At 42.4% G+C, this 12,968-nt stretch carries 11 protein-coding genes; 10 read left to right on the top strand and 1 reads right to left on the bottom strand.

Annotated elements, in window-relative coordinates:
* Window positions 1-68 precede the first annotated feature (68 nt).
* Complete coding sequence (gene scrK / locus HMPREF9423_RS08605) at window positions 69-956, top strand: fructokinase ScrK (RefSeq protein ID WP_006148929.1); 888 nt, start codon at window positions 69-71, stop codon at window positions 954-956.
* Window positions 957-998: 42 nt separating this feature from the next.
* On the opposite strand, the gene HMPREF9423_RS08600 is transcribed toward scrK, so the two are convergent.
* Window positions 999-2,189, bottom strand: a complete 1,191-nt coding sequence (locus HMPREF9423_RS08600) for a cation diffusion facilitator family transporter (RefSeq protein WP_006148928.1) — start codon at window positions 2,187-2,189, stop codon at window positions 999-1,001.
* 270 nt (window positions 2,190-2,459) lie between these two features.
* Between HMPREF9423_RS08600 and HMPREF9423_RS08595 the strand changes: the two genes are divergently transcribed.
* The 9 genes from HMPREF9423_RS08595 (at window position 2,460) to prfB (ending at window position 12,963) form a co-directional block, all read left to right on the top strand.
* Window positions 2,460-5,144: a cation-translocating P-type ATPase gene (locus HMPREF9423_RS08595; protein ID WP_006148927.1), complete on the top strand. Its 2,685-nt coding sequence runs from the start codon at window positions 2,460-2,462 to the stop codon at window positions 5,142-5,144.
* Window positions 5,145-5,247: 103 nt separating this feature from the next.
* Entirely contained in the window at window positions 5,248-5,658 is a 411-nt protein-coding gene (locus HMPREF9423_RS08590) for a peptide deformylase (protein ID WP_006148926.1), read from the top strand.
* A gap of 119 nt (window positions 5,659-5,777) precedes the next feature.
* A complete protein-coding gene (locus HMPREF9423_RS12060; RefSeq protein WP_006155852.1) occupies window positions 5,778-5,942 on the top strand; it encodes a hypothetical protein in 165 nt (54 codons plus the stop codon).
* Between the two features lie 79 nt (window positions 5,943-6,021).
* The gene (gene yaaA, locus HMPREF9423_RS08580; RefSeq protein WP_006148924.1) at window positions 6,022-6,744 is read left to right on the top strand and encodes a peroxide stress protein YaaA; all 723 of its coding nucleotides are present in this window, start codon (window positions 6,022-6,024) and stop codon (window positions 6,742-6,744) included.
* Window positions 6,745-7,031: 287 nt separating this feature from the next.
* Complete coding sequence (locus HMPREF9423_RS08575) at window positions 7,032-8,318, top strand: homoserine dehydrogenase (RefSeq protein ID WP_006148923.1); 1,287 nt, start codon at window positions 7,032-7,034, stop codon at window positions 8,316-8,318.
* A 1-nt stretch (window position 8,319) separates the two neighbouring features.
* Window positions 8,320-9,189, top strand: coding sequence for a homoserine kinase (gene thrB / locus HMPREF9423_RS08570; RefSeq protein WP_006148922.1), 870 nt, complete (start codon window positions 8,320-8,322; stop codon window positions 9,187-9,189).
* A 124-nt stretch (window positions 9,190-9,313) separates the two neighbouring features.
* On the top strand, window positions 9,314-10,252 hold the full coding sequence (gene msrB, locus HMPREF9423_RS08565; RefSeq protein ID WP_006148921.1) for a peptide-methionine (R)-S-oxide reductase MsrB: 939 nt from the start codon (window positions 9,314-9,316) through the stop codon (window positions 10,250-10,252).
* A gap of 177 nt (window positions 10,253-10,429) precedes the next feature.
* The gene (locus tag HMPREF9423_RS08560; RefSeq protein ID WP_006148920.1) at window positions 10,430-11,689 is read left to right on the top strand and encodes a TRZ/ATZ family protein; all 1,260 of its coding nucleotides are present in this window, start codon (window positions 10,430-10,432) and stop codon (window positions 11,687-11,689) included.
* Window positions 11,690-11,867: 178 nt separating this feature from the next.
* Window positions 11,868-12,963 (top strand): peptide chain release factor 2 gene (gene prfB, locus HMPREF9423_RS08555; RefSeq protein ID WP_115253954.1). Its coding sequence is split into 2 segments (ribosomal slippage): window positions 11,868-11,939 and window positions 11,941-12,963, totalling 1,095 coding nucleotides; the frame shifts between segments, so codons are not numbered across the junction.
* Window positions 12,964-12,968 lie beyond the last annotated feature (5 nt).

Below are 12,968 nucleotides of genomic sequence, written 5' to 3'. Positions count from 1 at the left end.
TAAAATATTGAGCAATTTTCAGTCTGGAAATATGCTATAATAGAGAAAATAAATACAAGAGGTTTATCATGACAAAACTATACGGAAGTTTGGAAGCAGGCGGTACAAAATTTGTCTGTGCTGTCGGAGATGAAAACTATAATGTTGTAGAAAAGGTACAATTTCCTACAACAACACCTATTGAAACAATCGATAAAACCATTGAGTTCTTCTCGAAATTCGACAATCTTGCAGGACTTGCCATTGGTTCATTTGGTCCAATCGATATCGATAAAAACTCAAAAACTTACGGATTTATCACAACAACTCCAAAACCTAACTGGGCAAATGTAGACTTGCTTGGTGCTCTTCGTCGCGCTCTAAACGTGCCAATGTACTTCACAACAGACGTAAATAGTTCTGCCTACGGTGAAGTTGTTGCTCGTAATAATGCCGGCGGTCGTATCGAAAACTTGGTTTACTACACAATCGGTACAGGTATCGGTGCAGGTGTTATCCAACGTGGCGAGTTTATTGGCGGTGTTGGTCACCCTGAGATGGGTCATTATTATGTGGCTAGACACCCAATGGATATTGAAAAAGAATTTAAAGGTGTTTGTCCTTTCCATAATGGATGTTTGGAAGGTTATGCAGCTGGTCCAAGTTTGGAAGCTCGTACAGGTGTTCGTGGGGAAAACATTGAACTCAACAACTCTGTCTGGGATGTTCAAGCCTACTACATTGCTCAAGCCGCAGTGAATGCGACTGTAACTTTCCGTCCAGATGTCATCGTCTTTGGTGGTGGGGTTATGGCTCAACAACATATGCTTGACCGTGTACGTGAGAAATTCACAGCCCTACTCAATGGCTACCTCCCAGTTCCAGATGTACGTGACTATATCGTGACTCCAGCTGTTGCTGGCAATGGTTCAGCTACACTAGGAAACTTCGTTCTTGCTAAGAGCGTTGCAAAATAAGAATATAAAAAACTCCCAACTGAGAAAGTTGGGAGTTTTGCTTTAGTCTTTTTCTATTTTGGTTTCCTGATGGAAAATATTTTGCCAAGTTTCGTGGCGACGCCAGATGCTGGTATGAATGGTATCACCGACTTGGTAACGGATGAGTTTAGTCTTTTGACTGATAGAGGTTAAATGAAGCTCTTTAATGGCAGAGGTTAGTTCTTTTTCAGCCTTATAGGCTCCCTTGTCCAGTTCTTGTCCGTCCTGGCGGATATAAATGAAATCTTCTGCAAGTAACTCTTCCAGTTGATTTCCTTGGTCAATCAGTTGCTCTCTCATGAGCAATTTTTTATAGACATTATCTAGGATTTCATCCTCAGGGATTGGTGCTGGTTCGATATGAATGTCTGTATCAAAGACACCAAATCGTTCTGATAACATGGATTCAACCTGGTCCGCAATTTCGTGACTTTCAAAAACAGACAGATCTGGGTTCATTTCCAGAGTGATGTCCAGATAAATATTGCTTCCGTAGGTACGACCGCGTTGTGATTTGACCTTGCTAATCTTAGGAATTTCCATGATAGCTTTTTGATAATCTTCTAGCAAGTGTTCATCAAAACCATCAGAAAGGCTGAAGGATGACTCGATAAAGATATCATAAGCAGTTTTAAGAATAAAGAAGGTAATGATAATCGCGACCAACTTATCCACGATTGGATAGTTGAAGCTACTTGCCAGGATAGCAATAGAAGTTCCAAGAGATGTCACGGCATCTGACAGATTGTCCTTAGCGGCAGCCTTGAGGGCCTTTGATTTAGCTTGCTTACTCAGATGGGTATTGTAGAGATAAACGACAAACATGATAATGGAAGAGATGACTCCCAGAGTCGCACCAAGTGGGTCAATGACCGTTTGTTCTCGGCTGAGTATCTTTTGAATGGTGTCCCGTAGAACATCAAAGCCAACGTAAAACATGATGATGGAAGTGATGAGACTTGCCAAATCCTCTATTTTCCAGTGGCCGAAGCGATGATCTCTATCTGCCGGTTGGCGAGCCAAACGAATCCCGATTAGGAGGGCCACGTTTCCAACAATATCTGAAACGTTGTTAAAACCATCTGCCACCAAACTGGATGAATGGAGGAGGTGTCCGGTCGCTAGCTTAGCTGCAGACAAGAATAGATAGGTCAAGATGCTGATAATGGCACCACGCTCAGCTAATTTTAAGTTTGAAACCGATTGATTCATCTAACTCCCCTTCTAGCATTTTAGTATTCTTTCATTATACTGGTTTTCCAAGGAAAATTCAAATGTGGGAAGTAAGTTAAACACACCTCAAAACTTGAAAACTTTTGAAATTCTGATATAATAGAACTACTCAAGGGAGTAGCTGGCGGTTAACCGCGATAGTGTCGTCATTACGAATTATTTCCGGCACTATATTAAACAGCGAGACTTGTTTTTTTAAAAAACAGGTCTCTTTTTTTGTAAAAAGAGGCCAAAAAGGAGGAGACTGTTTTGTCAAAAGAACAAAATAAAGACTTGTTTTACACACAAACCTCAGAAGAAGTCCTAAAGAACTTGGACTCATCGATCGAAGGTTTGTCAACGGCTCAAGCTCAAGAACGCTTAGCGACTTATGGTCGTAATGAGTTGGAAGAGGGCGAGAAACGTAGCCTACTAGCTAAATTCCTTGATCAATTTAAGGATTTGATGATTATCATCTTGCTTGCGGCAGCGGCACTTTCTGTGATTACAGAAGGAATGGACGGTCTAACGGATGCCATTATCATCTTGGCTGTTGTAGTCTTGAATGCTGCCTTTGGGGTTTACCAAGAAGGGCAAGCAGAAGCAGCCATTGAAGCTCTGAAAAATATGTCTAGCCCGATGGCTCGTGTTCGTCGTGATGGTCATGTTATTGAGATTGACTCAAAAGAATTGGTGCCTGGGGACATCGTCTTGCTAGAAGCTGGAGATGTCGTGCCTGCAGATATGCGTTTGTTTGAAGCAGCTTCTCTTAAAATAGAAGAAGCAGCACTTACAGGGGAGTCTGTACCGGTTGAAAAGGATATTACTCAAATGGTAGAAGCAGATGCTGGTATCGGGGATCGTGTCAATATGGGTTACCAAAACTCAAACGTAACATACGGTCGTGGTATCGGTGTCGTAACCAATACTGGTATGTATACAGAAGTTGGTAAGATTGCAGATATGTTGGCTAATGCTGACGAGACAGAGACACCATTGAAGCAAAGCTTGGAACAATTATCTAAGGCCTTGACTTACTTGATTGTTGTGATTGCAGTGATTACTTTCTTGGTTGGTGTATTCGTTCGTGGTGAACATCCTTTAGAAGGCTTGATGGTTGCGGTTGCCCTTGCGGTTGCGGCTATTCCAGAAGGACTTCCTGCCATTGTAACCATCGTTCTATCTTTGGGAACAACAACCCTTGCCAAACGTAATTCGATTGTTCGTAAATTACCAGCGGTTGAAACTCTTGGTTCAACAGAAATCATCGCATCTGATAAAACAGGTACTTTGACCATGAACCAAATGACGGTTGAAAAAGTTTATACCAACGGTCAATTGCAAAGCTCGGCATCTGAAATTGCTGCTAACAACAATACGCTACGTATCATGAACTTTGCCAATGACACCAAGGTGGACCCATCTGGCAAGCTGATTGGGGATCCAACGGAGACAGCTCTTGTACAGTTTGGTTTGGACCACAACTTTGATGTTCGTGAAGTCTTGAAGGATGAGCCACGTGTGGCTGAATTGCCATTTGACTCAGACCGTAAACTCATGTCTACCATTCATAAAGAAGCTGACGGTTCATACTTTATCGCTGTTAAGGGTGCTCCTGACCAATTGCTCAAGCGTGTGACTCGTATTGAAGTTAATGGGGAAGTTCGTCCAATCACAGAAGAAGACAAGAATGCTATCCTTGCAACCAATAAAGACTTGGCTAAACAAGCCCTTCGTGTCTTGATGATGGCTTACAAGACAAGTAACGAAATTCCAACCTTGGAATCTGAAATTGTTGAATCTGACCTTATTTTCTCTGGTTTGGTCGGCATGATTGACCCTGAACGTCCAGAAGCTGCAGAAGCTGTTCGTGTCGCTAAGGAAGCGGGTATCCGTCCGATTATGATCACTGGTGACCACCAAGATACAGCGGAAGCTATCGCTAAACGTCTCGGTATCATCGATCCAAATGATACAGAAGACCATGTCTTCACGGGTGCTGAGTTGAATGAACTCACTGATGAAGAATTCCAAAAAGTCTTCAAGCAATACTCTGTTTACGCGCGTGTATCACCTGAGCACAAGGTTCGTATCGTTAAAGCTTGGCAAAATGAAGGCAAGGTTGTTGCCATGACTGGTGACGGGGTCAACGATGCGCCTTCACTTAAGACAGCGGATATCGGTATCGGTATGGGGATTACAGGTACAGAAGTTTCTAAGGGAGCTTCGGATATGGTCCTTGCTGATGATAACTTTGCAACCATTATCGTAGCGGTAGAAGAAGGACGTAAGGTCTTCTCAAATATCCAAAAATCAATCCAATACCTCTTGTCTGCCAATATGGCTGAAGTTTTCACCATCTTCTTTGCAACCTTGTTAGGTTGGGATGTGCTTCAACCAGTGCATTTGCTATGGATTAACCTGGTAACAGATACGCTACCAGCCATCGCTCTTGGGGTGGAACCAGCTGAGCCAGGCGTTATGACTCACAAACCTCGTGGACGTAAGTCTAACTTCTTTGATGGTGGTGTCTTCGGAGCAATCATTTATCAAGGGATCTTCCAAACCATGCTCGTTTTAGGTGTTTATGGTTGGGCTCTTCTCTTCCCAGAGCACCAAAGTCATACTGAGATCCATGCGGATGCCCTTACCATGGCTTTTGCAACTCTCGGTTTGATCCAATTGCTCCATGCCTTTAACGTTAAGTCGGTTTACCAATCAATCTTTAAAGTGGGACTCTTTACAAACAAGACCTTTAACTGGTCTATCCCTGTTGCCTTTGTCCTCTTTGTGGTGACAATTTTGGTTCCTGGATTTAATAATCTCTTCCACGTGTCACATTTGAGTTTGACTCAATGGATGGTGGTCGCTGTAGGAGCACTTATGATCGTGGTCCTTGTTGAGATTGTCAAAGCAGTTCAACGAGCACTTGGAAAAGATAAAAACGCTATTTAAGCATTGAAAAGTCATCTTCGGATGGCTTTTTGCTTTTATATATGGTAAACAGAGATAGATTTTATGCTATAATCAAGTTGAGAAAAAGATGGAGGAATAGTAGTTGGAAAAGAAAATTGTAAAAGATATCTTGTTTTTGTCGCAGGTATCTCAGCCTGCTAGTCAGGAAGATTTACCCCTAGCAAAGGATTTGCAGGATACCCTATTGGCTAACCGAGAAAGCTGTGTTGGACTAGCGGCCAATATGATTGGGGTACAAAAACGCGTCATTATTTTTAATATCGGAATGATTCCCATGGTTATGTTTAATCCAGTTCTCCAATCTTTTGAAGGATCATACGAGACAGAGGAAGGTTGTTTGTCTTTGACGGGTGTAAGACCGACAACTAGGTATGAGAAGATTACAGTAAGCTACAGAGATATCCATTGGCAAGAGCAGACCATTACCCTGACAGGTTTTCCGGCTCAGATTTGTCAACACGAATTGGATCATTTGGAAGGGATTATCATATAGGCCTTGTATCCCAGATCAGGGTACATCCTTTAAGCTTAAGGAAACAACCTCGTTTTTCTTGCACTCTTGTTTGAAATTTGTGATAATAAATGAAAGAATAATAAATGGAGGACAGTCAAATGGGGTTTTATCTGATGATTGGTTCGATGTTGCTTGGTCTTTTCGCTTTGAAGATAGGATTTTCTCATCTAAAGGAGAAAAAGTTTAATCTGTCATCTATCTTGGCAAGCTGCCTTGGGACAGCACTAGTTCTCTTTGCAATCTGGTTAGGATTGCCAAAATAAGGAAAGAAGCCTCGGTATTCACCGAGGTTTTTAGGCTCAAATCCTTGGTAGTCCTAAAAAAATATGCTACACTAACACTATGAAAATTCTAATCCCAACCGCAAAAGAAATGAACACCGAAATCCCTAGTTTAGAGGCTAAACCCTTGTGTCCTGAAAGTCAGGCAGTGCTGGATGAATTGGCGACATACTCTGCCCAAGAGCTGGAGAGTTTTTACAAAATATCTGCCGGAAAAGCGCAAGAGGAGTATGACCATATCCAGGCCTTGAAAAATGAAACTGCGACAAACTATCCAGCCTTGCACCTCTTTGATGGACTCATGTATCGCAACATCAAACGAAACGATCTCACCAAGGAGGAGCAAACCTTTCTGGAGAAACACCTCATGATAACGTCAGCTCTCTATGGTGTGATTCCAGCCTTTGAACCGATTGCGCCTCACAGACTGGACTTTTTGATGAAACTAAAAGTCGCTGGAAAAAGCTTGAAAAGTCATTGGCAGGTGGCCTATGAAGAGTCGATGAAGGGTGAAGAACTAATCTTTTCTCTCTTGTCTTCGGAGTTTGAAACTGTCTTCCCTAAAGAAATCCGTGAGAAAATGGTGACCTTCAAGTTTATGGAAGAGCGAGATGGAAAACTAAAAATCCACTCAACCATTTCTAAAAAAGCCCGAGGAGCCTTTTTGACAGCTTTGATGGAAGGTCAGGTAACTTCGGTTGAAGAGATTAAAAGGCTAAGCTTTGCGGGTTTCAATTATCGAGAAGGCTTGTCTAGTGACAAGGAATTGGCTTTTGTGAAATAGATAGAAAATAGAGAGAGTGGGACAGAAATCGGTAATTCGTTAGAATTCGATTTCGTCGTCCCACCTCCGCACAGTTGAGTAGGGCTGTAAAAGCTGATGAAATCAGCGTAGTTAGAGCCCACTCAACCACTGCGTCTTGCTCGACAATCCAAAGGCAATTGAGAGGCTAGGACTTTTGTCCCAGCCTCTTTTTGTGATTTGGTGCTCCTATTTTTAGTTTAGAATGGTAGGAATTTTTACACAATTTTGGTATAATAGGACTATTAGAAAATTTCGAGGAGACAAACATGTCAGTTAAGATTGCTTTACTTGGATTTGGTACAGTAGCCAGTGGTGTGCCATTCTTGCTAAAGGAAAATAAAGAAAAAATTGTTCAAGCAGCCCAGTCAGAAATTGAAGTAGCTAAAGTTTTGGTCAAAGACGATCAAGAGAAAGCCCGCTTGCTTGAAGCAGGAAATGATTTTAATTTTGTAACAAATATCGATGAAATTTTGTCAGACAAAGACATTACTATTGTTGTTGAGTTGATGGGGCGTATCGAACCTGCTAAAACCTTTATCACTCGTGCTTTAGAAGCAGGGAAACACGTTGTGACAGCTAACAAGGATCTTTTGGCAGTCCATGGTGCAGAATTGCTTGAGGTAGCCAAAGCTCACAATGTTGCTCTATACTATGAAGCAGCTGTTGCAGGAGGAATCCCAATTCTTCGTACTTTGGTTAACTCATTAGCATCAGACAAAATCACACGCGTTCTTGGTGTTGTCAACGGAACATCTAACTTCATGATGACCAAAATGGTAACAGAAGGTTGGTCTTATGAAGATGCTTTGGCAGAAGCACAACGACTTGGCTTTGCTGAAAGCGACCCTACCAATGACGTTGATGGGATTGATGCGGCATACAAGATGGTCATCCTCAGCCAGTTTGCATTTGGAATGAATGTTAAGTTTGAAGATGTAAGCCACCAAGGAATTCGCAACATTACTCCAGAAGATGTAGCAGTAGCTCAAGAACTTGGTTACGTAGTCAAATTGGTTGGTTCTGTTGAAGAAACGGCATCTGGTATTGCTGCTGAGGTTACGCCAACCTTCCTTCCTAAAGAACACCCACTTGCAAGTGTTAACGGTGTTATGAATGCGGTCTTTGTGGAATCTATCGGTATCGGGGAATCTATGTACTATGGACCAGGTGCAGGTCAAAAACCAACTGCAACAAGTGTTGTGGCTGATATTGCCCGTATCGTTCGTCGTCTGAATGATGGAACAATTGGAAAAGCCTTTAATGAATACAGCCGTCCAGTAGTCTTGGCTAAGCCAGAAGATGTCAAAGCTAACTATTATTTCTCAATCTTGGCTCCAGACTCAAAAGGGCAAGTCTTGAAATTGGCTGAGCTCTTTAACGCAGAAGATATTTCCTTCAAGCAAATCCTTCAAGATGGTAAGCAAGAAGGCAAGGCTCGTGTTGTCATCATCACTCATAAAATCAACAAGGCCCAGCTTGAAAATATTACAGCAGCTTTGAAGGCGGTAGCCGAGTTTGAACTTCTCAACACCTTCAAGGTTTTAGGAGACTAAGATGAAGATTATTGTACCTGCTACAAGTGCCAATGTGGGTCCTGGTTTTGACTCGGTTGGAGTAGCTGTAACTAAGTACCTAGAAATTCAGGTTTGTGAGGAACGTGAAGAATGGATGATTGAGCACCAATTAGGCAAATGGATTCCACGTGATGAACGTAATCTTTTGCTGAAGATTGCTCTACAAATTGTTCCAGACCTCCAACCTAGACGTCTGAAGATGGTCAGTGATATTCCGCTTGCGCGTGGACTAGGTTCATCGAGCTCGGTCATCGTTGCTGGGATTGAACTGGCAAATCAACTCGGAAACTTGAAATTAAGCAAACATGAAAAATTACAATTGGCGACTAAGATTGAAGGGCATCCTGATAATGTTGCACCTGCTATCTATGGAAACCTCGTCATTGCCAGTTCGGTAGAAGGTCAGGTTTCTGCTGTTGTGGCGCCTTTTCCAGAGTGTGCCTTTCTAGCCTACATTCCAAACTATGAATTGCGCACTAGAGATAGTCGTGGTGTCTTGCCTAAGAAACTATCTTATAAGGAAGCCGTTGCGGCAAGTTCTATCGCTAATGTGGCTATTGCAGCCCTACTGACTGGAGATATGGTCAAAGCAGGCCAGGCTATTGAGAGTGACCTTTTCCATGAGCGTTACCGTCAAGAACTGGTGAGAGAATTTGCGACGATCAAGAAAGTTGCTAAGAGAAATGGTGCTTATGCAACCTACTTGTCTGGTGCTGGTCCGACTGTTATGGTCTTGGCTGATCCTGACAATATGCCTAAGATTAAGGCAGAGCTTGAAAAGCAACCTTTCAAAGGCAAGCTTCATGATTTGCAAGTAGATACACAAGGCGTTCGCGTCGAAGAAAAATAAACAGAACAATAGGATGGGGAAACTCTCTATTAGAGGGCTTCCTGTCCTTTTTTTGAAAATGAAATACGGGATATAAATTGTTTCCCGTGTTTAGCGACCGACAGACGGTCAAGGAGGATTTGAAATGGCAGAAATATATTTAGCAGGTGGTTGTTTTTGGGGCTTGGAAGAATACTTTTCCCGTATTTCTGGAGTGCTTGAAACAAGTGTTGGTTATGCCAATGGTCAAGTAGAAACCACCAATTATCAATTGATTAAAGAAACAGATCATGCCGAGACTGTGCAAGTCGTCTACGACGAAAAGGTGGTATCGCTCCGTGAGATTTTACTCTATTATTTCCGAGTTATCGATCCCCTTTCTGTCAACCAACAAGGGAATGACCGTGGTCGTCAATACCGCACAGGGATTTATTACAAAGATGAAGAGGATTTACCGACTATCAATACAGTAGTTCGTGAACAAGAACTCCTCATTGGTCGTAAAATTGCAGTGGAAGTGGAGAAGCTTCGCCACTATATCTTAGCTGAAGACTATCACCAAGACTACCTCAAGAAAAATCCTGGAGGTTATTGCCATATTGATGTGAGGGATGCTGAGAAACCACTGATAGATGCCGCCAACTATGAAAAACCGAGTCAGGCAGTTTTACGAGAACAACTGTCTGAAGAGTCCTATAGAGTCACGCAAGAGGCAGCAACGGAAGCTCCTTTTAGCAATGCTTATGACCAAACTTTTGAGGAAGGAATTTATGTCGATATCACGACTGGTGAGCCCCTCTTCTTTGCCAAGGATAAATTTGCCTCAGGATGTGGTTGGCCAAGTTTTAGCCGACCAATTTCTAAAGAGGTTATCCATTACTATCAAGACTTGAGCCATGGCATGGAGCGAATCGAAGTTCGTTCTCGTTCAGGAAATGCCCACTTGGGTCACGTCTTCACAGATGGACCTCAGGAACTAGGTGGTTTCCGCTATTGTATCAATTCTGCCTCCTTACGATTCATTGCTAAGGATGAAATGGAAGAGGCTGGTTATGGCTACCTGCTTCCATATTTGAATAAGTAAAAAGATGGTGGTTTTTCCACCTTCTTCATTTTGGAAATAGAAGGGACACATGAAGTACTTACTTTCTTACTTTAAACCCTATAAACAATAAGAAAAGTTGCCTTCGGGTGACTTTTTTGTTACAATAGCTAGAAAAATTATCCAGTATGAATACTTATATAGAAAAGGAGCCTAGTGATGAAAGTCTTTCAGCATGTAAATATCGTGTCTTGTGACCAAGATTTCCATGTCTATCTAGATGGGATTTTAGCTGTCAAAGAATCCCAAATCGTCTATGTCGGTCACGAAAACCAAGAGATTCTTAAACAAGCAGATCAAATCATAGACTATCAGGGTGCCTGGATCATGCCTGGCTTGGTCAACTGCCATACCCATTCTGCTATGACCGGTTTAAGGGGAATTCGTGATGACAGTAATCTCCATGAATGGCTCAATGACTATATCTGGCCAGCAGAAGCAGAATTCACACCAGAGATGACTACAAAGGCCGTCAAAGAGGCGCTAACAGAGATGCTCCAGTCAGGAACGACAACTTTCAATGATATGTACAATCCTAATGGAGTAGATATAGCTGAGATTTATGAGGCAGTCAAGGCATCCAAGATGCGTTGCTATTTTTCTCCAACCCTCTTTTCTTCAGATGTGGAGACGACGGCTGAAACTATAGCCAGAACTCGAGCTGTTATCGAGACAATCAAAGGCTACCAAGACCCAAATTTCAAGGTTATGGTGGCCCCTCATTCGCCCTACAGTTGTAGTCGATATTTGCTGGAGGCAAGTCTTGAGCTAGCAAAAGAAGAAAACATTCCTCTTCATATCCACGTGGCAGAAACTCAGGAAGAGTCAGGCATTATCCTGAAACGTTATGGCAAACGCCCATTAGCCTTTCTGGATGAGCTCGGCTATTTAGACCATAAAGCTGTCTTTGCCCATGGTGTGGAGTTAAATGAAGCAGAAATTACCCGCTTGGCAGATTCGCAAGTCGCTATCGCTCACAATCCTATCAGCAACCTCAAACTAGCCTCAGGAATTGCACCAATCGTCCAACTTAAAAAGGCAGGAGTGCCAGTCGGGATTGCGACTGACTCAGTTGCTTCTAACAATAACCTGGATATGTTTGAGGAAGGGCGGACTGCAGCACTCTTACAGAAGATGAAGAGTGGCGATGCCAGCCAATTTCCAATCGAAACTGCCCTCAAGGCCTTGACAATCGAGGGTGCTAAGGTGTTAGGAATGGAAGATGAGATTGGTAGTCTAGAAGTCGGCAAACAGGCTGATTTTCTCGTCATCCAACCCCAAGGAAAAATCCATCTTCAACCTCAAGAAAACATGCTTTCTCATCTCGTTTATGCCGTCAAATCCAGTGATGTTAATGATGTCTATATCGCTGGTGAACAAGTCGTAAAAGACGGTCAAGTGCTGACTGTTAACTTGTAAAAAGTAGTATAAATTTACGAAATCTCATAAGAAATTTCTTGTGAGGTTTTTAAAATTTTGCTAGAAATCAGGCGAGTAGATGTCTTGCAGAAATATATTGATACTAAATTAGCAAAACACCTATTAGATAAAAAAAAAAATTGTGGTATAATAATAAGATGCAAAAAAAGGAGTATGTATGGACATTTCAGAAATTCGTCAAAAAATTGACGCAAATCGTGAAAAATTAGCTTCTTTCAGGGGGTCTCTTTGACCTCGAAGGTTTAGAGGAAGAAATTGCCATTTTGGAAAACAAAATGACAGAACCTGATTTTTGGAACGATAATATTGCGGCCCAAAAAACGTCGCAAGAATTAAACGAACTCAAAAATACCTACAACACCTTCCACAAGATGGATGAGTTGCAGGATGAAGTTGAGATTTTACTGGACTTTTTGGCAGAGGATGAATCCGTTAAGGATGAGCTGGTTGAAAAACTCTCTGAGTTAGATCAGATGATGACTAGCTACGAAATGACCCTTCTCTTGTCAGAGCCCTACGATCACAACAATGCCATCCTTGAAATTCATCCTGGTTCAGGGGGGACAGAGGCTCAAGACTGGGGCGATATGCTCCTTCGTATGTATACTCGCTATGGAAATGCCAAAGGCTTCAAGGTTGAGGTCTTAGACTACCAAGCAGGTGATGAAGCAGGAATCAAGTCAGTAACCTTGTCTTTTGAAGGACCAAATGCTTATGGTCTTCTCAAGTCAGAGATGGGAGTTCACCGTTTGGTCCGTATCTCTCCATTTGACTCTGCTAAACGTCGCCACACCTCATTTACTTCTGTAGAAGTTATGCCAGAGTTGGATGATACCATCGAAGTTGACATCCGTGAGGATGATATCAAGATGGATACCTTCCGTTCAGGTGGAGCAGGTGGACAAAACGTCAACAAGGTTTCAACAGGTGTCCGCTTGACTCACATTCCGACAGGGATCGTCGTAGCATCAACCGTCGACCGTACTCAGTACGGAAACCGTGACCGTGCTATGAAGATGCTTCAGGCAAAACTCTATCAGATGGAGCAGGAAAAGAAAGCTGCTGAGGTAGACTCGCTCAAGGGTGAGAAAAAGGAAATTACATGGGGAAGTCAAATCCGCTCCTATGTATTTACGCCTTATACAATGGTAAAAGACCATCGTACCAACTTTGAAGTAGCGCAAGTCGATAAGGTTATGGATGGAGACCTAGATGGTTTCATCGATGCTTATCTGAAATGGCGTATCAGTTAAAAGAA

This window comes from Streptococcus infantis ATCC 700779 (assembly GCF_000187465.1).
In the GTDB taxonomy this organism is placed as follows: Bacteria; Bacillota; Bacilli; order Lactobacillales; family Streptococcaceae; genus Streptococcus; species Streptococcus infantis.
This window is presented reverse-complemented; position numbering and strand designations above follow the sequence as displayed.